Below are 26,605 nucleotides of genomic sequence, written 5' to 3' on the forward strand. Positions count from 1 at the left end.
AAGAAACGCTTAACCTGCTCAAAAAAGGTGCGGAAGATGAAGTTTCCACCGTGTTCAAAAACACCGTAGATGATGCCTTTGAATACGCTATGATAAGCGACACCCAACAAATGGCGACTACCAAAGGTACATGATTCGGGGCTTACAACGCTGTTACAGGCTACTTTCAGAATGTACGCAATTACAGAGACGGCGAAGCGAAACTACAATCTATTGTAATAGGTGGTACGGCAAAGCTAAAGAGCCAAAAAGCCTTTGAACTGTGTACAGACTTTGCCTATTCAGGAGCAGAGATTTTCAACTTCAATTAATCATTAAAGGCGACTGCCTGCAAAGGTGGTCGCCTACCAACTGGAAAGCAATCGAACAGATAGCACAGCTATTAAATTGGGAGTTTTGCGTGGGATATTCATTATCCCATTTGTTATAATGGGTAATGACTTCTTTTCTTTCCACACAGTGACCAAGGAAAAGAAGCAAAATAACGTCACTTGATTGAACCAGTTTTTATAAAATTGGTAAATTTGTTGTATAGGAGTATGGATTAATTTTCTTCATAAAATGACATTTAACAAAAAAGTAGCGATTATATATCAATCTCAAATACCACCCGACCGAAACGGAATTATCAAACCAATGAAGCCTGGAGGGTATTCAGACAGCGGAGCAGATATTGCCTATTCCTTGCAACGACAGCATATCGACATTATAACACCTGTCGATAATCCGCAAATCGAAAACGATTATGATTGGGTTTTTCCTGATACAATCGAAGGCATACAACGAGCGATTGAAAAAGGTGCAAATTTGATTTGGCTAAATACGGTTCTTTATGAAGGACACCCTGTCGAAACATTTATAGATAACGGAATTGCGGTAGTCGGGCAAATACCTCAAAATGTAGATGTGTTTGACGATAAGCTCGTAACCAACGAATTGTTAAGCAAACAGCATTTACCCATCCCTAAATCCATTATCATTACTGATGAGAATGTAAATCACTTTAAACTTACTTTTCCTTTTTCCGTTGTTGCTAAACCGGTCAGAGGCAGGGGAAGTCAGGGAGTTTCCTTTGTACGCACACAGGAAGAACTTACAAGAATTCTCAAAGATATGTTCGCTTCCAACGATTACGGAAACGTACTGTACGTAGAAGAATTTCTTTCGGGCGAGGAAGTCACCATTACGGTAATGCCTCCAGGAGAGTATATCATCAATCATCAATCCGTCCTTAAAGAAAATTATTGGTCATTACCTCCTGTAAAAAGGTTTAACCACGAAAACGGTATTGCTCCATATAATGGAACGGTTGCCGTAATCAACAACAGTGAAGTGCTGAGCGACGAAAGGCTGAAATCTGAAATCGTTCAGCAGTTATGCAGAGATTGCGAAACAGCCGCCCGGCTGGTTTACGCCAAAGCTCCCATTCGGATTGATTGCCGTTCAAATGCTGATGTCAAATATTTCTTATTCGACCTGAATATGAAACCGAATATGACCGGAGCTTCGCGTCCGCACCGTCAAGACCAAGACAGCTTGACCGCATTGGCAGCCCGCAAAATCGGTTGGGATTTTGATGCCCTTGTCCTCAATATGCTTTATCAATATTGGCAAAAATAAACAAGTTGGGTTTGTGAAAGAAAATCATGTTAAAGGCTTTTCCTGCCAAAATACTCTTGTATAATTTTCGCTACCCCTGCACTAAAATATTTTCCGCCATTAGATACTTCTTCAATGGCTTTTTTAAAATCGTCAGCATCACTACCAATGAGCAGATAGCCTGCAAAACCAATCTCCAAAAGAGGTTTTACAGCTTGTTCACTGTCTTTTTCGCTGAAAGCAATCAGTTTTATGCTTGGGTATTTTGTATGTAGTTTCCGAAGTTCTGCCAATACATTCTTGTTGTAAAAATCGAGGTCGATAATACAGACTTCGGGAAGCGATTTCAATGCAGATAATTGAGTTATTCCGTCGTCAATATATTCCGAACGGTATAGTATCTCAAATCCTAAATTAGTAAGGTCATTGCAAATAATATCTGCAATCGGACTTTTATCATTGATAAAACCAAGGGTAAGTTTTTTTTTTGCTGTACCAGTTTCCATATTAATACCTTTTTTAGTTAACATAGCCCTGCACAAAAAAAGAGCGCACGCAACTACACTTACCGCACATTGAGGTACTGGTATACCCGACAACGAATAAGCGAGCGCCCACGCCTTTGACGTAAGCGTTCTTACTTATCTGTCCCGTTGTCTAAAAATTACCAGTTTTCAATGTGGGACTTAAAGCAAAAACACTTTAAGTATTTTCTATATTTTCAGTAGCAAAGATACTAAAACCATTCCTTTTTTACAGCAAATATGACGGAAAAGCTCACAGTCAGTCTGCTTTAATGTGAAATATAATTTTGCTCCAGTATAGTCAGAATGTCGCTTTCCTTGTAAATAATCTTACCGTCTATTTGTATATACGGCAGAATATTATCATCACAGTACTGCTGTAAAGTCCGCTTGCTAATAAAAAGCTACTCTCTGAAAATCCTGCCGAAAGTGAATGGCAAAAGTTTTTTGACGAATACATAACCCTTTTTGACAGCAGATATGTACACAAGATAAATTATAAAAATGTTGCTACCGGAATTACTAAATATCCAGACTTAGTTTTGGTAGATATTTACGGTTATATTGATTTTTATGAGCTTAAAAAAAGCGGAACAGACCTAATTCAGTACTATAGCAGTCATAAAACTTGGTATTGGAGCAAAGATGTTTCAATGGTCATTTCACAAGTTTCGGATTATCTTCAAAAATCTAAAGAGAACGCATTAAGTTATGCTAAAGCTATAAAGGATGAAACTGAAACCGAAACAGAACAAGGATTAGAAGTCAATATCATTAATCCTCGAGCGATAACCGTAATTGGACATACAAAACAATTATATACAGAAAAAAAGCGAAACCACTTTAAAAATTTAAGATAAAGTTTAAAAGATATTGAATTTGTACTTTATGACGAATTACTGGAAAGACTAAAAAATCTATTAGATACTATAAAAATTGACGGTAATAATTGATGCTTATAAAGAATTTTGACCATACATATTAAAAAAACCTTTTTACTATATATAAAAAAAGCTGACATCCAAGATATCCGATTTGCATTACACTTGTATATCATAGTCACCACGGTTTTACAGGTTTTCAGTTGTTACTTCAGGCTGCTGTCTCTCCTTTTTCTCAAGGGAATACACCCACAGGGACAACAGACCAAAGATTATCAGTGCGTAAGCTATCCACTTACCCACCTTCTCAATCAATTTAATGAGAACCGAACTTTCATAAGATGAGAAACCTTCCACTCCCATAGGACTGCGCCTATAAAACTTCCTTCGGTTTATCCAATAACGAAGTGCTAAACCTAAAACCAAAAATATGATACCTATTACCAATGATGCTACCATAAAATTTAGTTTTTAATTTTTGATGACGATAAATTTAAAAAAATATGATGAACCTTTACCGTTTTCCGATGCAAAATACTGTAAATCAAAATAGTTTACCCTTCGATAAGCCGTTATTTTGTAAACACGATTAACTAATCGCTGCTATTAAACTGAAAGGTTATTTGCTTTTCATTCACGAAGCTGTCTGAAATCCAAACGTCAAAGGACTGCGATACGGCAGACGTTGAAGTGTAATACAACCTGAACTGCTCCGTTGGTAATTGGTACAGGTCATTGGGCAGATACGGCGGTTCATTGTAGTATTGCAACGTTCCCTGACCATCAAACTGGAAGTAGCGGAGAAAATACTTCGTGTTGCTGTAATTGCCTGTACGCTGTATGGTAATGCGTATTTCTACGGTCTGCCCGTTGGCAACATCTTTAGGCACTGGCATTACATTGACCTCGAAAGGAAAAATTGTTCTGTATTTCCAGTTCATCATCTTTGCTGCAAGATACCAACGTAACCGAAGCAGTGAGGATTGTCAGGAATACATATAATGGCAGTAGCCCTGTTCTGAATTTATTGAATATTGCTATCATCGTATTTTACGTTTTAAAAGTTAAACCTTAATCCCACACCTGCGGACGGTCGGAACTGTTCGAGGTCTGTACCCCAGAGCATTTTTGTATGCCCTTGCAATACGAGTACAAAGCGGTCTGACAGGTAGATTTCAAAAGTGAGCCGGCCACCAGCCCCGTAAATGAAATTGTCCTCGCTCAAAATTTTAGCTCCGTCATACAACATTGCTTCGCCCCGGTTGATGCTTTCGTAACCGACCACGCCCGTAATCCCAAAATTCAGCGTGATATTTTTTCGGGCATCGCCCAACAAAAAGAAGCTGTAACCGCCCTCTGCGGAATAGGTTTCCTGCGGTATGTGGAGGTCTTTATACTCGTGGTACTGGTGCGTATATTCCAACGCCCAAAGCTGATAGTTACCGTTCTTTCCGTTTACAGTCATTGCCGCGCTGATGTAGTAATCATTGCCAATCTTATCATCGGACAGTACACCTGCACTTATTTCCAATCCTTTCTGTTTAGGCAGCATTCGTTGCGCCTGTGTCGTTGTGATACCCATTAAAACAAGCATCACGATATAGATATACTTTTTCATTTTTTTGCTATTGCTTTAAAGGGTTGTTAAAATTTCAGATGCATATCGTCAATCAAACGGGCTTTGATTAAATCCGAATTTTCGACCTGCAATGTCTGATGCCTGCCACTGTTTTTCTCAAAAATCTCAATCAGCAGCACCTTGTCATCGGCAATGGTAAACTGGTCTAAAAGAAATACGTTTTGTTCGGTCGATTTTCCACCAATCCCGTCCAGTGGCTTGTAAGTTCTCAAAGGGGTTAAAGGACGTTCCTGTACTACGGTGCGTTTGGCTACCTTTTTCTCCACGACTTTGAAATTGATAAAATCAATCTCGAAAGGCACATTGGTATGGTTTCTCAATTCCGTATGGAAATAGTATTTGTCGTTGTGTATGTAAATCCCTTTCAGGATAAACTGAATGCCGAAGCTCTTAGCCCCGATATGTTTTACAATTCGCTTGTCTTTCTTGCAAATGGTTTCCAATAACAAGCCTGCCAGTGATGGCGAATTGTTGCCCAGTTCCTCAAAAAGCACATCGTTACCGTTGGCTTTATCCACCGCTTTTTGCATTGTGAGCAGGTCGTAGCTCAATGCCTCCGGGTAGGAACTGTAATACACGTTGAAGCTGTAAAAACGCCCATCATTCGTGATAACGGAGAAATTGGTTTCCGGCTCAAAGTCCCTTACAGATGCTTTTACACGCAGCACGTTTTCCGCATCTTCAGCCTTACCTGCTATCAGGTATTCACTGCCTAAATCCACGTAACGAATAGCAATCGGGAAAATCAGGTGCGAAGTTTTATCGTAAGTCACTTCCATACGGTACGGCTCTATCTTGCCCAGGACAAGCGGCGTTCTGATGGTGTCCTGTGCATAAGATGTTACGGCAAAGCCGAGTATCAGGGCAAATGCCCAAAAGGTTTTTAAATGATTTTTCATTGTTTTATTTATTTGAGTTGAACATTATTTTTTAGATACAAGGAAGACCTGATAACCCGCTTTCAGCGTAACCTTTGGCGTTCTTACTTTTTTGGCGAAATAGCCCGAAATACCTTGCACCACGCCACGGCTTAAATCAGCAGCAACCTGTTGTCCGGCATTCTGCGTAAGCATTACGCTTGTTCCTCCTGTTTGGCTCATATTGCCCGCCATTTCGTTAACGGCGTTCATTTCAGGCGAGTAAGGAACGTACAAGCCTTGCTGACCGTCCAAATCGTAAATGGTTATATCTACCGGGATGATGTTGCCCTCCAGTTCTACGGAGGTAACTTTTAATTGCAGCCTGCCATTCTGAAATTTTGCATTAGCCGTTACAATCGTTCCTTTGAGAATGGTACGTTGCGGCGTTTTAGCAGGCTCTAACAGGCGCAAGCGCACACCCGTTTCGCCCACTACCGTTTGGGCTTCGTGTACTCAGGCTTTGATACTATTTTTAGGCTGTACCACCTCTTCAGTAGAACCTGAGGTATAAAACCCACGTTTTTTTGTTTGGCTCCAATTGGCTGCAAAGACACTGTCCGACGGTTCACGGTATAAGGCTGATACAATGTTCTTTCTTGTTGGTGTGAACGATACAAACTGCTCTTTTTGATTAGCACCCGTAGTTGCACCGTTGGCAGGAGCAGCATTTCCGGTATTGGCATTTTGCGGCAGATACTTTGCAGCCATTTCATAGGATTTCTCCATTAATTTGAGTTGGTCGTCAACGGTGGCCACAGGTGGCACATCTTTTTCCGACAACTTTGTTTTCAATTCGTCCACCTGCTTACAGAGTTCCATTGTTTCAGAATTGTTGTCCTGATAGAATGAACCCAATGTACTTTGCGCATTGCGGTAGCTGTTCAATGCCGAATTTCCGTTTCGTCCCGAATTTTTGCCACCACCGCCCAAGCCGTTGCTTTCGTCTTCTTCAGGTAAACTATCTTCATTGTCAGCAGATGCACTGTCTTCCGTATTCCAATAATCAGAAAGCGTGGTTAGCGCATTGCGCTTTTCCTGCTCTTTGCGTTCGAGCATTTACTGCTCATACGCCTTGCTTTTATCATCGGGCATTCCTGCCCCAGTAGCCTGCGGTACGGCATCGTTAAGCCCGATATTTTCGACCGCCTTTTTGTCTTTCGACGGTTTAAATATAAGGTACATACAGCCGAGAAATATCACACCTATCAAAAGGAATATGAATGGCTTTTTGAGCTTGTCGGCTTTGTTCTGTGTGCCGTCTTGCAGCAGATCAGCGGTTTCTTTCGGGTTCCCCTCCGTTACCCGAACAACCGATTTTTTGTTCTCATTTTCTTTCATAAATCTGATTTTTTAAAATTGTTGATACACTATCCTGCAACCTTGCAGGGTTTTTACTTTTGAGGACAGGGTTTTCGATATGCTCTATGACCATACCGTTACCGGACTTGTATCGTACATCACTTTGCCAATGACCGCTACCGTAAGCAGCAGATAACCCACAAGGAAGTACAGCGTATATTGGTGCTGTTTGCGCAAGGGCAACGCCCGCCAACGGTCGTCCAGCTTGTCAAAGTACCTGTCCATATTTGCTCTTAATTTTTTCATAGCCTTACTATTTTTGTGTTACAGCTTGAAACGCTTAGGACTTTTACCCGCCTGTTGCTTCGGCGCCTCGTTGACCAGTGCGACCGCTTCCGTTAATTTGGGTGCGGACATTACGGACAGGTTTGCCAGTTCCGATTTTTTGAGCAGTTGCCCAAAACCGTCTTTCTTGGCTACCTCCATACGGCTCAATGAGAATTTGCCGTTCAGGTACTTTACCCACCTACTGCATTCTACACGGGGTTTGTCATCGCCCGACCATTGCAGGTAGCCTGTCAGCAGTAAGTCCTGCTTAGGCAAAGTGTCTGCACCTTTTTGGCAACTTTCGAGGTATTCGCTGATACTGTCTTTCAGCTTTCCTGCATACGCTCCCTGCGTATGGAAATACCCGTTATATCCTTTGTCGGTAAGGATTTTTGCGAACGTGTTTAAATCTGATAATGCTTCCATAAGATTGTTTTTTTAGCGTTCGATAACCTCTATATCCTTATTTTCCACAACTGCAAATTTTTCAATATTGAAGCCCTGCGGATTGTTGTCGGAACGAACGGAGTTGACGAGATAGCAGGAAGTAATCAGGTTTCGCCTGGTTACGTTGCTTGACCGGATGATGTACTGTTTGGCATAGGTGCGAACCGCATACGGGTAGTTGTCGAAGCTGCACACGACACTATCCACTTCAATGCGTTGCTGCACGTTCCCCGAAATGATACGGCTGTAATAGCCCTTTTCCGACAAGTCTTTGTAGTAATCAAAAGCACTTTTATCGGCAAGATTGAACGCCCTGCTCATATTACTTTCAATAGCGTTCTTGTCGGGGGCAAGCGTAAAGAACAGTTCATGAAATCTCCTGACGTGTTCCCTTGCTTCAACAGGGCGGTTGATGCTCGCATCCTGCGATAAGGCAAGCATCAGGGATTTGCCATTATCCAGTACATAGATTTTTTGGCGTTGTTCTTCTGCAAAGCGGTAGGAACGCCATACGGCGTAACCTACCACGCTGATGCAGAGAACCGCAAACACAATGGCATATAATCTTATCTGCCTAAAGCTGTTTTCGATATTTCTTAGCGTTTTAAATTCCATTTTTTAGAATGATTAATGTTTATTTATTCATCAGTTTACCGCCGATGTTTCCAACTGTAGAACCTGCGCCTGCTCCAGCGATATTTCCGACTTTCATTGCTGTTGAGTTTACATTGCGGGTAAAGTTTCCTGCGCCTCCGGCTTGGATTACCCAACCTGATACTGTCGGGATAGTGAAGTACCCGATGATGCCGATAATCATAAAGATGATGTACACGGTATTGCTCGTATCAGGTATATAGGTCGGGTCGGCAAGCATTGCTATATCCCTTTCTAAAATGAGGGATTGTATTCTTGCCAACATTGAGCTGAACAAATCCGAAACGGGAAGCCATAGGTAAACACTGACGTACCTCGTGAGCCATTGCGTGAGCGTGGTCTGAAAGCCATCCCATACGGAAATAGCAAAGGCTATTGGTCCGAATATGGATAGGACAATCAGGAAAAACGTTCGTATGGTATCAATGACCAAAGCAGCTGCCTGAAAGAGTATTTCCAGTAGATTGCGAAACCAATCTTTGATGGCTTTCTCTATCTTGTAGGCTTGCCTGTCCATATACATACCCGCCATTGTTCCAATGTCGGAGAGCGACCATCCCAGTTCGTCCAGTTAGTTTCTTATCAAACTCTTCGTCTGATACCATATAGGCGGTTTCGGGGTTTCTGACCATCGCCTCGTATTCCAACTGGTCTTTTTGCTGTTGCAGCTTGTTCAGGTCAAGCACCTGGTCTTCCAGTATTTAGTGGGTTCCCACCACTACCGGACTTAGCACTGCATTGATGGTTCCCAATACGATGGTTGGGAAGAACATTATACAAAGCCCTAAAGCGAATGGACGGAGCAAAGGGAACATATCAATAGGTTCGGCACGGCTTAAAGCCTGCCAAACCTTTAATGCCACATAGAACAACGCTCCCAATCCCGCCAAACCCTTAGCAACTGCCGCCATATCGCCTGCAAGTGGCATCATATCATCGTAAAGCGACCGCAGGAGTTCGTGAAGATTATCCCATTCCATAGTTTACCAGTATTTTTGGTTAGCAGTACCGTAGAGTTCAAGCACTCTTTGGGCATTGTTTTTCTTTTTCGCTCTTAGGTAGCTTACAGAAATGTTCTTGTTGGTGTAATAGCGTACAAGGCTATGGTAATCCTTAACTTATTTGTACACACGGTCAATCACATCCATACGCTCCTTGTCATTCAGCGAAAGGTCTGTGGCAGTTATAATCTGCTTCAACTCTTTCAGCAGTTCGGTACTTTCATTGAGCAGTGCAGAATAACCGTTGCCTATAGCGGTCAGTTCCTGCGGTGTGAAATTTGGGTCGTTCATCATCTTGCCGAAATTCTGCACATACATTTCGGACACATCGCCTACCAACAATACCGTTTGCTGCACTTTACCGGCATCTTTCACCAGGTTGTTGATAGCTTTCAGCTTGTCGTAATATTCCTTGCCTTGGTCGTACACTTTCTTCACTTCGTTGAAGTTTTTTACCACGTTGCTCACGGTGGAAGAAGTCTGCACGATTTCGTTTGCAGAGTTGATAATGCCCGAAGCCAAATTAGCCGGATCGGTTACTACGCTCGATATAACCGCTTACCGCATTGGAAAGGGCAACTTCTTCAGAACGGGTTGGCGGCTCATCATCACGTTCCCATAAGGTCAGTATCAAAGTCTTGATACTTTCCCGCTTCTCAATGTCGAATACGCCATCATCGGTATAGAAAGGGTTAAAGGCAATCGGGTTGTCTTCGGTGTAAGTGAAGTAAACACCGTCTTCGCTTTTGGTCTTTCCTTTGATGAGTTCGCATAAGCCCTGATAAGAGTTACCCATATCTACCAACAGGACGTGTGCGCCCTGCTCGTAATACTGCCTTACCATATGGTTAGTGAAGAACGATTTACCACTTCCCGATGGACCAAGTATAAACTTGTTCCGGTTCGTGATGATACCCCGTTTCATAGGCAGGTCGGAAATATCCAATTGGATAGGTTTTCCTGTAAGCCTGTCAGCCATCTTGATACCGAACGGCGAGGGCGAATTTTGGTAGTTGGTTTCTTCGGTAAAGAAGCACAGCGCAGGCTCAATGAACGTGTAAAAACTTTCCTCACTGGGGAAGTCTCCCGCATTGCTCGGCATTCCTGCCCAATACAAAGTGGCTACGTCCGTCGTGTTATGCCGAGGCTTACACTCCATCAGTGCCAACGCACTACCGCAATCGTTCTTTAACTGTTTCAGTTCCGCAGGGTCTTCCGACCACGCCATAATGTTGAAGTGCGCACGGACAGAGGAAAGCCCGAAGCTGTGCGCTTCGTTAAGGTACTTTTCTATCCACTCTTTGTTGATTTGGTTGGCACGGCTGTACCTTGCCAGTGAGTGCATATTCCTTGCGGACTTCTCAAACTTTTGCAGGTTGTCTTCGCTGTTATCCAAAAAAATGTACTGATTGTAGATGTGGTTGCAGCTTAACAGTAAGCCCACAGGTGCGGCGAATGACAGACGGCAGTCGCTACGGTCGGTGGACAGTTTTTCAAAACGGGTATTAGCCGATACCGTTCCCGGCAGGTCGTCCGTGTCTGAAAGTGTATGCAGGCTTAACCTTTTGTTGCCGATGTGTACTTCTTCGTTTCCGAGTGCGATGTCCTGCATTGGTGTTGCGGCTGGCCTCGATAACGTGAGGTACTGTTCCAGTAATCCCTGCGTATCGTCCGTTCCGATAATGTCCTCTTCGGTCAAACATCGCAGTACAAAACCGCTATCGTTAACGATGCGCTCAAACTGCGCCACTGCTTCCATAAAGCGATGTATCGTTTCCTTGTTCCTGATTTCCTTTGGTATCAGTGTGCCTTTGCAAAGCGAACTGAAGTTGCTCTGCATCCGCATTCTTTCCTTAGTGGTCTTCGTCAGGAACAGATAGCAATAGTGGTTCAGGAAAGGTCGCTCATTGAAATGGCGTTGATAAGACTTCGATAAAAAGCTCTGGTCTTCAATTGCCAAATCAGGTGCATAACTTTCCTTGATGTACCAGTCCTGTTTGTGAATGACCGTAAAATCAGGCAGGGTTTTAATCGCTTTATGCCAAGCGGAGTGTATGGCTTCGTACTCCGCAGAAGCTACCGCAAAAAATTCCGGCAGACGCACTTCAAAACAGGCGGTGATGTTCGCTTCTTTGGAAAGGATGCAATTGTTTTCTACTGCCAGTAGCGGAAACTTGCTCTCCAGTGTGGTGGTCTTTGCTACATTTTTCATTAGGACCTATTATTTTTTTAATGGTTATGAAGCTATCTGGAGCATATTTAATTTCTGTTTTTTTGGTATGCTCCAGATGGTCTCATACGGCGTTCTGTTTAGGTGTGAATTTTAAATAGCGGTGTACAGGCTTGCGGCAGATGATGTAGCCGGGATGCCTTTTATTAGCTGCAATTTTCATCAACCCGTGTTCGCCGTACTTCCGGTTCAGCGAAAAGGTTTGCCATACAATGAGCGAAGCGCCGCCCGCTTCGAGGAAAAGGCAGATGTAAGAGTTTACGCCTGCCATATACAGTATCATCACGAAAATGAGCGTACCGAGCAGCCCACCTGCGAAAATGAACAGGTATTGAGCTTTCAGCCCTTTGAACTCAACTGTACGCCCAACGCCTTTGTTAATATTGTAACTATTCATAAGGCACGGGATTAAAGGAAGAATGAGCGCAGGATGGTAGCGGCAACAATCAGGAAGATACACGCACCAAACCACGAGGCCGCAGTCTTACTCGTGTCGGGGTCGCCGGAACTGAATTTGTTGTACACCTTAACCCCTCCGATTAGCCCCACTACGGCACCGATGGCGTAGATGAGCTGAGTGGCGGGATCGAAATAAGAGGTTAGCATTTGGGTAGCTTCGTTGATTCCTTCCGAACCGTTTCCCTGTGCGAACGCACCAATTCCTGACAGCATTGCCACCGCTGCCAGAAGCACTTTTTTTCTTTGTTTTTCCATAATTGAAACACATTTCTTTGTTACTGTTTATCCCGCACCTTGCGAGCTTTCGGTACAAAAGTGTTTCGGAAAATGAGGCGATCTAACAAATTGGCAGTCAGAGGAATTGTTTGACTTTGTGTGGCGGTCACACCAAAGAAATTTGTTATATTAGTACATTTAAGAAGTTACAAATAGTAAACCTTATTTTTAATGCATATATCTAAAGTTAGCCTCATCAATTATAGAAACTTTGCGAATGCAAATTTCTACTTCAACAAAGGGATAAATACCATCATAGGAGAAAACGGTTCTGGAAAAACCAATGTATTCAAAGCTATAAGATTGCTATTGGAAGATGTTTCTTTACCATATGCCTATAAACTCACTGAAGGTGATTTCAATAGAACTTTAGATAAAGGAAGGTGGAAAGGACATTGGATCATAATCAGTATCGAATTTGATGAACTAAATGATGAGGAGGCAATTCAATCCTTGTTTATTCACGGAGCTGGTGTTGCAGAAGAGAACTACGTTAAAAAAGCTACCTACAACCTTTTTTTTCGTCCAAAGGCAGATATAAGGCAGCAGCTATCAGAATTGGCGGAAGGAGATTTGGTCGGACTTCAGACCTTGCTCAATGAAATTACTGTGCTCGATAATTATGAAACCTTTTTCACAGGTAAAAGTACTGCTGATTTTAGCGATCCAGTCGTATATAAGGAACTTGTCGGTGACTTTGAAAATGTGATTTTTCCCCCTGCTATTGATGCCTCAAAATTTGGATCTAAAATTCCACATCAGCTTTCTGTGGCAAAAGAAATTTCGTTTACTTTCATTCAAGCCCTGCGAGATGTTGTCAGTGATTTTCATAACAACAGAACGAATCCATTGCTCGGACTTTTGAAGAATAAAAGTGGTGAGATTAATGAAGCAGAGTACAAACCTATAAGCGATCTGGTAAACGATTTGAATCAAAGCATCGAGGCCCTTCCTGATGTACAGAATATCAGATTAGATATAAGATCCACAATACAAGATGCTGTTGGGCTAACTTATTCTCCGTCATCCTTGTCAATAAAATCCAGTGTACCTGATGAAGCGGAAAAATTGCTCCAATCATTAAAATTGTTTATCGGTGAGCCGGGCGAAGAATATGAAGGTGGCATACACGAATTAAGTTTAGGTGGAGCAAATCTTATTTTTTTAACCCTGAAGCTTTTGGAGTTTAAGTATCGTAAATCAAAGGATACTTTTGCCAATTTCTTGATCATTGAAGAGCCTGAGGCCCATATCCATAACCACATACAGAAAACTTTATTTGATAAGTTGGACTATGGCGACACCCAGATTATTTATTCAACTCATTCTACGCAAATCTCCGAGGTGAGCAACGTAGAGAATATAAATATCCTAGCGAAAAAATTAAATTATGCTGAAGTTTACCAGCCGTCAATGGGATTGAATGCAGAAAGCATAAATCAAATTCAGCGCTATTTGGACGCTGTACGGACGAATTTGCTTTTTGCCAAGGGCGTAATTTTGGTTGAAGGCGATGCAGAAGAAATTTTGATTCCGATAATGGTTAAGAAGGTGCTGGGTGTCAGTCTCGATGAACTTGGAATAAGTTTGATAAATATTAGAAGTACGGGATTTGAGAACGTTGCCCAGTTATTTCACCAGGATAGAATAAAAAGAAAATGCGCCATACTTACAGATCTGGATGACGCCATTTGCGATACTACGGTACAACCTGGTGACAATGATGTCCTGCAAAAGTATAAGAAGAGAGTTGCCGGTTCGCGAAAAAAAGGTTTAGAAAGAAAAACCGTATTAGACGCCTTTGAGATAGGCAATCCTTGGGTCAAAGCATTTTATGCAAAACATACTTTCGAAGTTGACTTTGTCACTGAAGGAAATGCTTTGGAAGTCATACAAATAATAGATCAAGTTTATATAGACCAGCCTACAAGGGATCAATCTTTGACAGACCTTGAAGAAAATGACGTTTCGATATATGGAAAACGTGTACTCACGATGGCAAAGCAGGAAGGAAAAGGTTGGTTCGCCATTATGTTAGGCAAACACATTTTCCATAAGACTATAATACCAAAATATATTCTAGATGCTATCTTTTTCGCAAGGGATACCTATTCCCCAAATATTGTAGCAGATATAATCGACTACCGAATTAAAAAGTGTTTAGAAGATGACAGTACATTGGATTTTACTGATTGTAGGAAAAAACTTTTGAGGTATAGAAGTGAAGAAATAAAATTGGAAGATTTGGCATTCGATTTCAAGCTCGTTATTCCCAACGACCAAGTTATGACGCTAATTAATAAATTGAAGTAGTGATATGTTCGTTTGGGAAAAAGATAGTATAAACGAGGAACAACGAAATGCAATTCTTCAAGACAATAGTGTATTGCTTGTCGCTTGTCCGGGTAGCGGTAAAACTAGGACGTTAACTTATAAAATAGCTTATGAACTAAGCAGATTAAAGTCTGATAGAGAATTTGTGATCGCAATAACTTATACCAACAGTGCCTCGGATGAGATTAAAGAGCGGGTTGAACTACTGGGCGTAGATACCACACAGTTATGGATAGGCACTATTCATTCCTTTTGTCTCGAGTGGATTCTAAAACCTTACCATTTATATTCCCAAAGATTAAAGAAGGGATTCAAAGTGATCAATTCATTTGATTCTGAAAAAATTTTAACCGCGTTGTGTGCACCGTATAAAAAAGAAAAGATAACATATTATGATTGTGGTATTCTTGCCAAAACAGATACGTTTTATCTGACTTGTCTCGATACACAAAAGCACAGCTCCTTAGAAAAAATCCTCGAGAAATATTTCGATATCCTCGAAAAAAACAGACAAATTGATTTTGAACAAATCTTATTCTACGCCTATGAATTGATTAATACAAAGCCAATTATTGCAAGTATTCTATGCAAATTGTTCCCATTTATCCTAATTGACGAGTATCAAGACACCAAGGAGATACAGTACCATATCATCTCTAAAATTTTGGCAGCAAATAAGGGCGCTTCAAAGACACTTATCGTAGGTGATCCTAACCAGTCTATCTATGATTCTTTAGGTGGATATCCAATGGCAAAAGATGAACTTGAGAAGTTGCTGGGTTTCCCGTTAGTGCCTTTAAGTCTTGATAAAAATTACAGATCATCATCTGCCATAATTGAATATTTTGATTATTACAAAACTTTTGAAACCCCAATTGTTGCGGTCGGTAGTGATAAGAATTATCCCAGCTTAATCACTTTTAATTCCGGAATTTCTGTAGATGAGTTAATTGAAGAGTTAGCCCAATTAATACTTCTTAACGTTGAAGATTTGGGAATTAATCCCAATGAAATTTGCATCACTGCTCCACAATGGGTACATATCGCAAGTATTACAAGAAAATTGATGATACGCCTTCCTGATTTCAGCTTTGACGGACCAGGAATGGCACCATTTTCAAGGGATATCGATAATTTTTGGTTTAAGGTTTCAAGAATTGCATTGACTGAACCGTCCCCTCATATGTACGTTAGACGTTTGAGATGGGCTAAGGAAATATTAAGTGAATTGGATTCGGCCGGGGTTGATGTCTCCAGCATAACAAACAAAGAGTTCCTCAAAATTTGCAATTCTTTTGAGATCATCGAAACCGATGGGTTAGCTTATTTAAGATTGTTCTTTACTCAAATCTGCGAATACCTCGAAATTACAGTGACCAACTTCCCCTTACTGGATGAACACTTCAATTCATTTTTTGCCAGTTCTGAAAGTAGGATTCAAAGGCTGATAGAAGAAGGCAATCCGTTTATTGATGAAATCGAGAACTTTAAAAAAGTATTCAGACAAAGGGACGGTATTACAGTTTCTACCATTCACGGTACAAAAGGTGAGGAATACGACACCGTAATTGGTTTTGGTTTATTGGATGGATATGTACCTCATTTCAATGATAGTAATGGTGTCGAAAACTCTAAAAAGTTGTTGTATGTTTTAGCTTCAAGGGCAAGAAAAAATTTGCACTTAATTTCAGAAAAGAAAAGAAATGTACATTGGTATTATGCACCGGAGGGGAAACCGCCGACTTCCCACTTAATTGAATACGATTTTAAGTATTCAACTAAGTGAATGTTGAGTTTATCTTTAAGCACCTTAATTATCCAGGCATTGCATTAACTATTGGCTTATTGAAAAAGAGAGCAATATCCCTTAAAAAATTATATCCTGTAATAGTCGTAATTGATAGCATTCCGTTCTGTATAGATAGATCATAGGCTTTTACAGTTTCTTTTTAAATAAAATCACTACATTGTGCTGAAAATATCTCATTTAATTCTAAGACCAAAGCCTTAATCTCTTTTCAATCTCTGCAACTAAGGGCTGATTATTCTGAAATATAAAATTGGTTGCTACGAGTTCTTCAAGCTTTAATGCAGCCTGTTTTTTTGAGAGAATATTTGCTTCTACAAGCTTATCAAATATCCAAATCATACCGTGATATTCGATGTCTTTATTTTTGGCACAATTACGAACAGTTTTGTCGCTACTCAAAACACAAGCATCTAATTTATTGGCAACGTGTAAAACTGATTTGTCAGTTTCAGATAAAGATTTAGGATAGAGTTCTGACTGAATTTGAAGAAAATCTTCCTCTTTGAGATTATGAACAATAAGCCTATCAACGGATTGATAGGCTTTTAAAATTTGTTGCTGTTCAGAATATAATTCAAAATAAACTGAAGTCGTAGTATGTATTTCTATTTCAAGTTGGAAAAATTCATTGACAAGACCTAAATCATAAAGGTCTATAAAAATACAAGCATCTGTAACAGCTATTTTTAATTTCATTCTCCTGACAGTTATTTGGCATTTTGGGAATCAATACTAAAACATCGGTTGATGCTGTTTTTTAAATTCAGCCAAAGATTGATTAGACAATGAAGCGGCTTTTGACATTGAAATCTGGTCTTCAATCAAAGCTCTAAATAATAATTGTTCGAAGCGGTTGCTCTCTTCAATTCCTTGATATTCTACAGGTTCATCTACTTTCCAATTTTGTTGTCTAATTAAAAAGAAGAACTGTTTGGTATAATTGTCATTGATAATACCACAAACCTTTGCTCTCATCACAATGGCTTGCATTGAAATACCATATTGTTTTTTGATATTACCCAGTTCTAAAGTCGATAGCTTTGTACGGTGGTTACCTAATTCTGCTTTAATAGCTTCTTCAGGAAGTAGCATTGCTCCTGCGAACTGATGGCACAAAGTTTCTTTCTGTTTTTCAGTTACATCGCCCAAAACTAAAAGCAGATGTGCTAACTCGTGAAGCAAAGTAAAACGTATTCTATCAGCCTTATTAGCCTTTCTTTCATTATAAGCTACAACAGGTATGGTTTTATTAACAAAAGTCTGTAAGCCATCGAAATCTTCGTCCACATTTAACTTTACAACTTTAATATTCTTATCTTCCAAAAGTTCAACGATATTGAATATTGGTCCAGTACCTAAAGACCATTCCTTTCGTAACAGTTCAGCAGCTTTATTTACCTGTTCATAAGTAGTAACCTTTCCAAAATCTTTTAGAGGATTATCAAAACTATGAGGAAGTCCGATAATTTCTTCTAATTCTAAGTAGCGTGAAAGATATTCTTTAGTAGTTTCATTGATAACTGCCACATCTTTTTGTGGCATTCTGCTTAGCTTTCTGTATTCGATATCGCTAAATTCAACTTTAGTAGTTCTGAAAAAGTAATCAGGACTTATATTAAGTGCTTTGCTTAGCATATTGATTTTTTCTGCATCAGGAATGACTTCTCCTTTTTCGTAACGATGCAACGCCTGACGTGATAAAGTACCACCTAAAGCGTCAGCCAAATCCTGCAATGAGAAACCATTCATAAGACGGGCTGACTTAAATCTTTCCGCAAATATTGCTTTTGTTTCCATTGTATATTGATTTTGTACCGCAAAGGTAATTGTTTTAGTTGACAAATGCAATAGTATTATGGCATATTGTAACCGTCAGTTGTAACTATGAGAAAAGTTCACATACGATAAACGCGTTAAAACAAGACATTATGTCATAAAATAAGTAAAAACTAACTGGTTGACATATTTGATTGACAGGTTTATTATTTGGAATACATTTTGTAACTTTGCATTTGGATGCCTATAGGTGCATCTGTAACTTTTTAAATATTACAAAATGGATAAAAACAAACATTTAGATTCGGTTATTTCGACGCATCAAATAACGAAAGAAGTAACACTTTTTGATAAATACGTCAAAAAGAAAAATGAGGTTAAAGAAGCCTTGGAAGACAAATACGGAAGCGACATTTACTCTCCGTTTAACTCCGGTTCGTATGCCAAGAATACCGCTATTAACACAAAATTCGATTTCGATTTGGTATCTCCATTCAAACGTAATGCTTTTGGCTCCAACGGAACATTAAAAGAAATGTATGAAGATGTCTATGATTTCCTTTACGAGAAATACAAAGATGTTGCCGAGGTTAAAAAACAAAAGGTTTCAATTGGGCTGGAGTTTTATGCAGATAGTGATGGAGACGTAATTAAGATTGATGTTGTCCCAGGACGAGAGTTATCTCAAGACCAATACGAGGAAAGTGAAAATTTGAACTTGTATGTGTATTACAAGTACGGGAATATCGATGCAGGAAGCGAACGTATTAAAACTAATGTCAAAGCTCAAATCAATAACATTAAGACCAGAGCTACGGATGAAAAAGATTCAATAAGAAAAATTATACGCCTTTTGAAAGTTTGGAAAAACACTAAATATAATTATCCTACAAAATCATTCTTTTTGGAACTCATTACTATTAAAGCATTTGATAACAAAACCATAACCGGAAGTATTTGGGAGAAACTTGAAACTGTCTTAGAATATATTAGGGATAACGTAACCAAGGACAGCTTTACACTAAAAGACCCAGGTAATAGCTCTAATGATTTGGCCGACACTTTAACCTCGTACGAAAAACAACAGCTATCGGATGATATGAAAAATATGCTTGACAGGATTAGGGATAATGACGAAAATTTGAAAACGTATTTTCCTGAAAATTCAAAGTTTAAAAAGGAAGAGTCCAAAACTAACCAATATGGAACCAACAGCGGTATGCCAGTCCCTCCACCGAAACTAAATTTTGGATAATTATAATGAGCCAAAGAGTAAATGAAATTAATACAGTGATAAAAAGCATCCCCGATGTGAAAATTGTAAAGCTATTTGAGCAAAGCAAAATTGACATTGAGGGATGTATTACGGTTTTTGCTGACGGTTTGGAGCAGCCATTAGAATTCAATGTTACTATCCATCCTCAATATCCGTTTAAAAGCCACGAGACTGAAACCATTAAGTTTTCTAATGATGATTTAATAGAATACAAACACATCATGCAGAATGGAGCCATCTGCATTCATATCGCACATACTCCTGTTTTGTCCCAAAAACTGATATATGATATTGAATCTGTAAAGGCTTGGATTAAGAAATATTATATCAACAAAGATTCAGATACTCATTATGAACATTTAATTGTACCACAAAAAGCATTCAAGGAAAATCATTTTGCCTACTTCTTCAATGAAGTAGATTATACTTTTCATAAAAACCAATTTGGCTTTGTTGATTATTCAATAATGAACAATGGAGTTTTTCACAAAGAGAATATTCAAAGTAGTATTTTCCAATCTTTCTTAGATAAGGACAGGAAAAAAATAGTAGATATAGATTGGAATTTTCAACTTAAAAACCTGCCGCAAAGCACCGCATTATTCGTCTTCTTAAAAGATGCACCAAGTAAAAATCAACGATGGGTTTTTAATGATTGGAAAGACTTTGAGACTACATTACCCCAGGATTTTTTAAAATTTCTACACAATGTTGAAGAAAGACTGGCAAAAGAGAAAGGGAAAACGCTTCCTTTATTTGTAGGATACAATATTTCTGAAACAGAAATTCATTGGCAGGCCATTATACTTGAGATTGGTAAGTTTCCTATCTACGGCGAAAAAATAGACAAGCAATGGCTTACAAAGATTGAAGAAGATAGGTTCATCCATTGGGCTATGACCCGAAACTGTTCTTATAAGTACTTTTTTGGAAGAGGAAAACTAAGTGAGCGAATAACTGAAAGTAAAATATTGATTATTGGAGTCGGAGCCGTTGGAAGCATATTAGCCAAAACATTGATAAGATGTGGTTGTCGCAGATTAGGTTTTATAGAGTTTGATGTAAAAGAACCGGAAAATGTTTGCAGGTCAGAATATTCTTTCTTTACAGGCATTACAAATAAGACCAATGATTTGATAAACGAATTGTTTTTAATTTCTCCCTTCTTTGAGCCTATTAATGGTGGATATGACTATTCAGAAGCCTTCGATTTTTTCATTAAATCACATTTAGCAGATAGGGATCTTAAAGCTGAAATGGAAAAACATCTTGAAGAGTATGATATTATAATTGATTGCTCGGCCGACAATGATTTGCTATATGTGCTAAGTCAGCTACAAATAAAGTCAACACTCTTAAATATTTCAATATCAAATCACGCCAAACATTTAGTGTGTGCTGCGGAACAAAACAGATATGATTTCATCATCTCTCAATTTGCTGGGAATATATTAGAGTTTGATGTTGACGATTTGCATAATCCTACAGGCTGTTGGAGCCCGACGTTTAAAGCCTCATATAATGATATAAATGTTCTTGTGCAGACAGCGATAAAGCAGATAAACTTAAAGTTCGAGCAAAAAAAGACACTAAGAAATTTTGTCATTGATACGGATGAAACAAATGGTTTCAACATTAATATTAAGGAATTTTGATTTTAAGAATAGAAAAAATAGGGCTAAGCCTTAAAGCTGAAGATGAACTGCTGAATAAACTTTTGGAAAGTGGGAAAGCTCATTATCCGAAGGAATTTGGTGGTTTTTTGATGGGATATTATTCCGAAGACAACCAGTGCTTGCATATTACAGATACAATACTTCCTAAGAAATATCAAGCATCAAAATATTCTTTTGAACGAAGTACAAAAGGAGTAGAAAAAGAATTTACAGAATTTTATTCAGGAAATCCAAGAAAGGTTTATGTCGGAGAATGGCATACCCATCCTGATAGTAGTCCTATTCCAAGCACAACAGATATTTCCGCAATAAACACAATTATAAACAACAAAAATACTTGCATCCCAAATCCAGTTTTATTGATAATAGGTTATTCACAAACAACAGAAGATTTTGGATTTTACGTATGGTTTGAAAACAAATTATATAAATATGACTAAAGTGGATTTAAAACAATTATTCAATGGTTTGCAGCGCCAGATGTCTGCCCAACTAAATACAAATAGAGAATTTATTGACCATCCAGGTTCTAAAGGCGACGCAATAGAAAATGCTTGGATTGAATGGTTGCGAAAATATTTACCAAACAGATATTGCGTTGATAAAGCAATAGTAATAGACCACGAAGGCAATACAAGCCAACAAATGGATATCGTTATATATGATAATTGGTTTACTCCTTTTATCTTTAATCAAAATGGATTTTACTATGTTCCGGCAGAAGGAGTATATGCAGTTTTTGAAGTAAAACCTGATATACAAGGTAATGTTGGAGAAAAAACCTATATAGAATATGCGGGAGAAAAAATTGAAAGCGTAAGAGTGCTAAAAAGAGAGGCTGCAAGCTTTATTAACGGAGGTACAAAATTTACTCCCCGTCCCCTAACAAAAATAGTAGGTGGAATTCTTTGCAGCACTAACGGTTTCACTCATAAGAATAATGATACGATTGAAAAGCATATCAAAGCATTAGATAATCTCCAAAGTATTGATTTGGGTTGTATTGCTGATTATGGTAGTTTTTATATTGATTATAACCCTAATGAAGAAATTACAATAGGTGGACAGGATGCCTATTTGAAATTTTATGCTAATCGGAAGTTTAATAAGATGAAATTTAGCGAGGCTGACCATTCATTTGTAACTTTCTTTATGCAGCTAACACGATATTTACAGCAGGCTATAGGTACAATCCCTGCCATAAATCTAAACGCTTACTTGAAAAATATTGGAGAAGAGGTTGACGAGCAAATATAATTTCTTAAACTCACACAAACTTCCCAATGTCAAAATCACCCAAATCACTTTTCCGCAAGGTGGAAGAACTGTTGTCCGTTTCAGCCGAAAGTGTGCTATCCAAAAGCTCGGCAATTTTTCGGGAAGCACCCTCAATGGAATTTTCCAGCAGGCTGAATAACTCAGTTACCTGTAATTTTTGAACTATGGCTACCGCTGTTTCCTTTTGAGCCTGTTCCAAATTTTCTTTTTGGAGCAATGCCCCTACGGAGCTTAGTTCGTCGTAGGTAACCCCCTGGGCAAGACTGTCATCGCCACCGGATATTCCGTACCTGTTCCATTCTTCTTGCTCTTCTTCCAAATCAGGCCTATCGTTGAAAACTTCGTCCAGTTCTTCCTGCGGAATCTGAATATTGACTTCTTCGTTCTCGTCGTATTCGATGTCTAAATTATAAGGGTTTATCTCTACTTCCTCGATTTGGCGTTCATTGGCAGTGTTTGGCACTGAAAGGCTTCTCACCGGCTTGGGCTGTCCCATAATATCGGGCAGTTTCGGGTTAATTTTCTGCTGCTTCGGTTTTTGCTACGACTTTTTATGAATGACAATCTTATCCTGCAAAAGCAGGGCAATTACAATCAGGAGGCATACTACAATTACTGTTTCCATAGCTTATAAAATAGGTTTGTATTTGTCATTGAAACTCTTGGTAATCTGCTCTCCAAATTCCTGAAAATGGTAATCAAGTAAATTGTCTAAATAACCGTAAATGGTTATTTTATCTTCGCCTATCACTTGTACAATGCGTGATAATTTTTCGTGAAAATAGGGTCGTATATAAACCGTCTTCCCATCACGGGCATTGGTGTCCGGCCTTCTGAAAAAGATACTTTCATAGTCGGCATCACTTATCTTTTTCGCCCTGCTTTTTTCTTTAACGGTTGGTTTTTCTTTTGGTAACTCATTAGTTTTAATCTCTTCCTTTTGCGGTTCTTAGGATAGCTCAGGTGGAAGCTGCAAGCCCTCTTTCTTTACGCCATCAACCATCAGGTTCATCATCAGCTCTTCATTGATGTCGGGCGTGGCTTTTCTTTTATTATCTTTCGCCATAAGGCTACTATTGAAGGATTTTTAAAAATTCATCTATGAACAGGTCTAACTGGCAGGCTTTCATCAGACGTTCATCGGGAGGCATCACGGTAGAACGGAAAACGGTTTTGCTATCCGCCTCGCTTTCTTTGCAAAACCTTGTACTGTTCTTGATTTGGCTCTGCATCAGGCTTAATCCCAATTGTTCAATAAGCTGATTATACACGTTATATAAGGGGGTGCTTTCCCTTCCATCAACCTGATTGCAAAACAGGTTAATTGTTTGGATGACAGTTTCCCCTTTTTTCATAATCACGTCCTGCAAAAGTTGTGTAAAAATGAGCGTACTCTCCATTACTACACGGTCAGCGGTAATAGGTGTAAAAATGTGGTGCATTCCTGCCAATGCTTTCAGAATGCCTGGCGTATTAACGGTTCCGGGCAGGTCAAAGAATACCACATCGACCGGCACAAAAGAAGCGTTTACAAATTCGTGTGCCGCATCCAATACGTTATCGGCTCTGTGTTGCATTATGGGATAGGCTTTTTTGTTGATGGTGGTAAACTGTTTGTACGCCAGCTTTTTCAAAGCCTCGTTTTCCATTACCATTGCCAGGTCCCTGGTCTTCATTTTCATCAGGCTGTGTTGCGGAAAATCCGCATCGAATACGGCTACATTGTAGCCCAACCGATAGTGCATCGTACTTGCAACAAGCGTTGTAAAGGTGCTTTTACCGACACCACCTTTTTGGGATGAAAAGGCGATAAATACTGTTTTGTGTTTTGCATGCATATTGCTAATATTTTTAATTATTTATATATCCATTTACTTATGTTCGTATCTCCGCAGTTAGCTACTTAGCACTGCACCTACATTCATATCTCTGTACAGAAATAGTCAGGTAAGCAAGTGTGTAGCCAACTGTCTATATACCCGAATACGCATCTATATCGGTATGCAGGTTTTTACCAACCAACCTGCTTATTTAGGTGCTTAAATATTTATGTGCTTAACCACATAATCAGGTACTCCCGTGTGTACTTCGCTACATCTGCACAATTGTATTTCTCTGTATGTGTAATTGCGTATTTACGTTATTACCTGCATATCTATCTACACCCTTATATCGGTTCACAGGTACAAAGGAATGCACATATATAGGTGCTTTTATTATCGTGGCAGTGTTTGGCATTCAAAGGCAGTGTTTGTCCGGCTATCGCATACCAATACTCTGTTTAAGAGAGACTTACTTTGTAAAATTATTTTTATTAACAGGTTTATGCAAAAGCATCTTGAAAAAATGGACACTAAACAGGACGGCTTCAAGCCGTTTTTCCCTGCTACCTATAATCCGTCCCGCAGGGCGGATTTTTGTGTTCACCGGAACACGGCAAGTTGTGTTTTGAGGCACTCGAAACCGAGTTCGTGCCCCAAAACAACTTGCCCTTTGCAGGGGCAGAAAACACCTTCCGAAGTCAGGGTTTTTGTGTGGATTAAAATGGATTTGTGATGAATGAGAACAATAACAAAAAACAGCATAAAGGTGGACGGACACCTAAAAGTGATCCAAGTATCCACCGTCACGCTTTTCGTCTGACAGATGAAAAAAATACCAGGTTATTATCGCTTTTTGAAGCATCAGGAATGCCCAATAAAGCAAAGTTTATCATTTACCTGCTGTTCAGAAATCAGTTAAGATTGACAAAGGAACAGTTGATTTTTATATGCGACTGACTTCGTTTCACAGTCAATTTCGCTCCGTAGGCGTGAATTATAACCAGATTGTAAAACTGCTGCACAAGCATTTCTCCGAGAAAAAAGCCGCAGCATTCCTGTACAAATTCGAAAAACAGACGGCTGAAATGGCGATGCTATGCCAAAAAATCATCCAGCTAACGGAAGAGTTTGAAGCGAAGCACCTGAAAAAACAGCCTTAGAAATGATAGCGAAAATTAATTTGTATGAAGCATTGGCGTACAATCAGCTCAAAATGGAGCATGAAAATGGGCAGATTTTGTTTACCAATAGGATAATTGAAACCACTAACGGGCATTATTCCGTTGCACAATTGGCCCAATCTTTTGCTCCTCACCTAATAGCCAACCGCAATACCGAAAAGCACACGTTGCATATTTCGCTCAATCCCGACCCAAATGATAAAGTTAGCGATGACAAGTTTCGGGAAATGGCAGAACAGTATATGCGGGAAATGGGCTACGGGGAACAACCTTTTGTGGTATTCAAGCATACCGATATTGACCGCAGCCATATCCATATCGTATCGGTTTGTGTGGGGGTAAAAAGATTTCAGATAAGTTCGAGAAAATGCGGTCTATGAATGTGTGCCGTGAACTTGAACGGCAACACGGATTGATACCTGCAACGGATAAGGAGCATAAGCAGAACGAAAAGATTTTCCGTCCGGTAGATTATCGTGTAGGCGATGTAAAGAGCCAGATTGCTTCAGTAGTCGGCCACCTGCCGAATTACTACCAGTACCAGACGTTGGGAAAATACAATGCTCTACTTTCCCTTTTCAACGTTACCACCGAAAAAGTGGAAGGCGAATTGCATGGCAAGATGCAGCGGGGGTTACTGTATATCCCGTTAAATGAAAAAGGCGAAAGAGCTGGGCATCCGTTCAAGACATCTTTGTTCGGAAAGAGTGCAGGGCTTCCGGCTTTGGAATTGCATTTTGCGAAATGCAAAACCGCCTTGAAAGACAGCCCAACCAAACAGACCTTAAAATCTGCCGTTACCATTGCTCTGAAAACCACAAGTGATGGACAGGCTTTTAAAAAGCAGTTAGCGGAACAGGGCATTAACGTAGTAGTGCGCCGGAATGATACAGGACGTATTTATGGTATCACATTTATAGACCACAATTACAAAGCGGTATGGAGCGGCTCACGTTTGGCAACAGAACTTTCTGCCAACACCTTTAATGATTATTGGAATAATAACACCAAACCGGATATTAAAGAACCTGCCGTTTTACAACCCAAGCTATCCACATCAAATGATGCAGATCTTCCTGCGGAAGAACCACACCATTTGTTCGACTTCTTAACTACTGACAAGCACGAAGACGGTTTGATTGAAGCATTAGGCGGTTTATTGCCCGAAGCCCAAGGCGAAGATTACGAGGAACTG

The 26,605-nt window shown here is 39.6% G+C and carries 21 protein-coding genes and 9 pseudogenes; 11 read left to right on the top strand and 19 right to left on the bottom strand.

Annotated features, from left to right (window positions below):
* Both GNY06_RS14375 and GNY06_RS10810 read left to right on the top strand, forming a co-directional pair.
* Nucleotides 1-311 (top strand): annotated as a pseudogene (locus GNY06_RS14375) (DUF932 domain-containing protein); the annotation flags it as partial.
* Between the two features lie 496 nt (nt 312-807).
* Nucleotides 808-1,620 (top strand): ATP-grasp domain-containing protein, encoded by an 813-nt coding sequence (locus tag GNY06_RS10810; protein ID WP_244614416.1) that lies wholly within the window; start codon nt 808-810, stop codon nt 1,618-1,620.
* 29 nt (nt 1,621-1,649) lie between these two features.
* Here the strand turns inward: GNY06_RS10810 and GNY06_RS10815 are convergent, their stop codons facing one another.
* Together GNY06_RS10815 and GNY06_RS14380 are read right to left on the bottom strand one after the other, a co-directional pair.
* Nucleotides 1,650-2,105 carry a response regulator transcription factor gene (locus GNY06_RS10815; RefSeq protein ID WP_166520079.1) on the bottom strand — a complete coding sequence of 152 codons (456 nt, stop codon included), beginning with the start codon at nt 2,103-2,105 and terminating at the stop codon, nt 1,650-1,652.
* A gap of 287 nt (nt 2,106-2,392) precedes the next feature.
* A complete protein-coding gene (locus GNY06_RS14380; protein WP_449390400.1) occupies nt 2,393-2,521 on the bottom strand; it encodes a helix-turn-helix domain-containing protein in 129 nt (42 codons plus the stop codon).
* Between the two features lie 39 nt (nt 2,522-2,560).
* On the opposite strand from GNY06_RS14380, the pseudogene GNY06_RS10820 reads away from it, so the two are divergent.
* Nucleotides 2,561-2,983: pseudogene (locus GNY06_RS10820) on the top strand (Shedu anti-phage system protein SduA domain-containing protein); the annotation flags it as partial.
* A 614-nt stretch (nt 2,984-3,597) separates the two neighbouring features.
* On the opposite strand, the pseudogene GNY06_RS10830 reads toward GNY06_RS10820, so the two are convergent.
* From GNY06_RS10830 to GNY06_RS10885, 12 genes and pseudogenes are all read right to left on the bottom strand, one after another.
* A pseudogene (locus tag GNY06_RS10830) lies at nt 3,598-4,048 on the bottom strand (DUF3872 domain-containing protein).
* Nucleotides 4,049-4,061: 13 nt separating this feature from the next.
* The gene (locus GNY06_RS10835; RefSeq protein ID WP_166520081.1) at nt 4,062-4,622 is read right to left on the bottom strand and encodes a conjugal transfer protein TraO; all 561 of its coding nucleotides are present in this window, start codon (nt 4,620-4,622) and stop codon (nt 4,062-4,064) included.
* 26 nt (nt 4,623-4,648) lie between these two features.
* Nucleotides 4,649-5,542 (bottom strand): conjugative transposon protein TraN, encoded by an 894-nt coding sequence (gene traN / locus GNY06_RS10840; RefSeq protein WP_166520082.1) that lies wholly within the window; start codon nt 5,540-5,542, stop codon nt 4,649-4,651.
* Nucleotides 5,543-5,566: 24 nt separating this feature from the next.
* Nucleotides 5,567-6,901 (bottom strand): annotated as a pseudogene (gene traM, locus GNY06_RS10845) (conjugative transposon protein TraM).
* A gap of 84 nt (nt 6,902-6,985) precedes the next feature.
* Nucleotides 6,986-7,168 carry a hypothetical protein gene (locus GNY06_RS10850; RefSeq protein WP_244614417.1) on the bottom strand — a complete coding sequence of 61 codons (183 nt, stop codon included), beginning with the start codon at nt 7,166-7,168 and terminating at the stop codon, nt 6,986-6,988.
* Nucleotides 7,169-7,186: 18 nt separating this feature from the next.
* Nucleotides 7,187-7,615: a hypothetical protein gene (locus GNY06_RS10855; protein ID WP_166520083.1), complete on the bottom strand. Its 429-nt coding sequence runs from the start codon at nt 7,613-7,615 to the stop codon at nt 7,187-7,189.
* Nucleotides 7,616-7,627: 12 nt separating this feature from the next.
* A complete protein-coding gene (traK, locus tag GNY06_RS10860) occupies nt 7,628-8,251 on the bottom strand; it encodes a conjugative transposon protein TraK (RefSeq protein ID WP_166520084.1) in 624 nt (207 codons plus the stop codon).
* Between the two features lie 19 nt (nt 8,252-8,270).
* A pseudogene (traJ, locus tag GNY06_RS10865) lies at nt 8,271-9,270 on the bottom strand (conjugative transposon protein TraJ).
* A 3-nt stretch (nt 9,271-9,273) separates the two neighbouring features.
* Nucleotides 9,274-9,834: pseudogene (locus GNY06_RS10870) on the bottom strand (DUF4141 domain-containing protein); the annotation flags it as partial.
* Complete coding sequence (locus GNY06_RS10875) at nt 9,815-11,503, bottom strand: TraG family conjugative transposon ATPase (protein WP_394350842.1); 1,689 nt, start codon at nt 11,501-11,503, stop codon at nt 9,815-9,817. The gene GNY06_RS10875 and the pseudogene GNY06_RS10870, both read right to left, overlap by 20 nt.
* 82 nt (nt 11,504-11,585) lie before the next feature.
* Nucleotides 11,586-11,918, bottom strand: coding sequence for a DUF4133 domain-containing protein (locus GNY06_RS10880; protein WP_166520085.1), 333 nt, complete (start codon nt 11,916-11,918; stop codon nt 11,586-11,588).
* Between the two features lie 11 nt (nt 11,919-11,929).
* Nucleotides 11,930-12,235: a DUF4134 domain-containing protein gene (locus tag GNY06_RS10885; RefSeq protein ID WP_166520086.1), complete on the bottom strand. Its 306-nt coding sequence runs from the start codon at nt 12,233-12,235 to the stop codon at nt 11,930-11,932.
* A 192-nt stretch (nt 12,236-12,427) separates the two neighbouring features.
* Here GNY06_RS10885 and GNY06_RS10890 point away from each other — a divergent pair, with 192 nt between their 5' ends.
* Together GNY06_RS10890 and GNY06_RS10895 are read left to right on the top strand one after the other, a co-directional pair.
* Nucleotides 12,428-14,569: an ATP-dependent nuclease gene (locus tag GNY06_RS10890; protein WP_166520087.1), complete on the top strand. Its 2,142-nt coding sequence runs from the start codon at nt 12,428-12,430 to the stop codon at nt 14,567-14,569.
* A 4-nt stretch (nt 14,570-14,573) separates the two neighbouring features.
* Nucleotides 14,574-16,376 (top strand): UvrD-helicase domain-containing protein, encoded by a 1,803-nt coding sequence (locus GNY06_RS10895; RefSeq protein ID WP_166520088.1) that lies wholly within the window; start codon nt 14,574-14,576, stop codon nt 16,374-16,376.
* A gap of 207 nt (nt 16,377-16,583) precedes the next feature.
* On the opposite strand, the gene GNY06_RS10900 is transcribed toward GNY06_RS10895, so the two are convergent.
* Both GNY06_RS10900 and GNY06_RS10905 read right to left on the bottom strand, forming a co-directional pair.
* Nucleotides 16,584-17,096, bottom strand: a complete 513-nt coding sequence (locus GNY06_RS10900) for a PIN domain-containing protein (protein WP_166520089.1) — start codon at nt 17,094-17,096, stop codon at nt 16,584-16,586.
* 36 nt (nt 17,097-17,132) lie between these two features.
* A complete protein-coding gene (locus tag GNY06_RS10905; protein ID WP_166520090.1) occupies nt 17,133-18,197 on the bottom strand; it encodes a helix-turn-helix domain-containing protein in 1,065 nt (354 codons plus the stop codon).
* A gap of 259 nt (nt 18,198-18,456) precedes the next feature.
* On the opposite strand from GNY06_RS10905, the gene GNY06_RS10910 reads away from it, so the two are divergent.
* The 4 genes from GNY06_RS10910 to GNY06_RS10925 are packed head-to-tail and all read left to right on the top strand — an operon-like array spanning nt 18,457 to nt 22,385.
* On the top strand, nt 18,457-19,431 hold the full coding sequence (locus GNY06_RS10910; protein ID WP_166520091.1) for a nucleotidyltransferase: 975 nt from the start codon (nt 18,457-18,459) through the stop codon (nt 19,429-19,431).
* Between the two features lie 5 nt (nt 19,432-19,436).
* Nucleotides 19,437-21,107, top strand: a complete 1,671-nt coding sequence (locus GNY06_RS10915; protein ID WP_166520092.1) for a ThiF family adenylyltransferase — start codon at nt 19,437-19,439, stop codon at nt 21,105-21,107.
* The gene (locus tag GNY06_RS10920) at nt 21,104-21,568 is read left to right on the top strand and encodes a Mov34/MPN/PAD-1 family protein (protein ID WP_166520093.1); all 465 of its coding nucleotides are present in this window, start codon (nt 21,104-21,106) and stop codon (nt 21,566-21,568) included. Before GNY06_RS10915 ends, GNY06_RS10920 begins: the two co-directional genes overlap by 4 nt.
* A complete protein-coding gene (locus tag GNY06_RS10925; RefSeq protein WP_166520094.1) occupies nt 21,561-22,385 on the top strand; it encodes a DUF6602 domain-containing protein in 825 nt (274 codons plus the stop codon). The genes GNY06_RS10920 and GNY06_RS10925 overlap by 8 nt, the downstream gene beginning before the upstream one ends.
* A gap of 10 nt (nt 22,386-22,395) precedes the next feature.
* Here GNY06_RS10925 and GNY06_RS10930 read toward each other — a convergent pair whose 3' ends face one another.
* From GNY06_RS10930 to GNY06_RS10940, 3 genes and pseudogenes are all read right to left on the bottom strand, one after another.
* Nucleotides 22,396-22,902 (bottom strand): conjugal transfer protein TraD, encoded by a 507-nt coding sequence (locus GNY06_RS10930; protein ID WP_449390399.1) that lies wholly within the window; start codon nt 22,900-22,902, stop codon nt 22,396-22,398.
* Nucleotides 22,903-23,034: 132 nt separating this feature from the next.
* Nucleotides 23,035-23,340: pseudogene (locus GNY06_RS10935) on the bottom strand (DUF3408 domain-containing protein); the annotation flags it as partial.
* Between the two features lie 139 nt (nt 23,341-23,479).
* The gene (locus tag GNY06_RS10940) at nt 23,480-24,244 is read right to left on the bottom strand and encodes a ParA family protein (protein ID WP_166520095.1); all 765 of its coding nucleotides are present in this window, start codon (nt 24,242-24,244) and stop codon (nt 23,480-23,482) included.
* A gap of 717 nt (nt 24,245-24,961) precedes the next feature.
* Here GNY06_RS10940 and mobA point away from each other — a divergent pair.
* A pseudogene (gene mobA, locus GNY06_RS10945) lies at nt 24,962-25,389 on the top strand (conjugal transfer protein MobA).
* A gap of 2 nt (nt 25,390-25,391) precedes the next feature.
* Nucleotides 25,392-26,605, top strand: a pseudogene (gene mobB / locus GNY06_RS10950) (conjugal transfer protein MobB); the annotation flags it as partial.

Source organism: Elizabethkingia argenteiflava, assembly GCF_009904105.1.
GTDB lineage: Bacteria > Bacteroidota > Bacteroidia > Flavobacteriales > Weeksellaceae > Elizabethkingia > Elizabethkingia argenteiflava.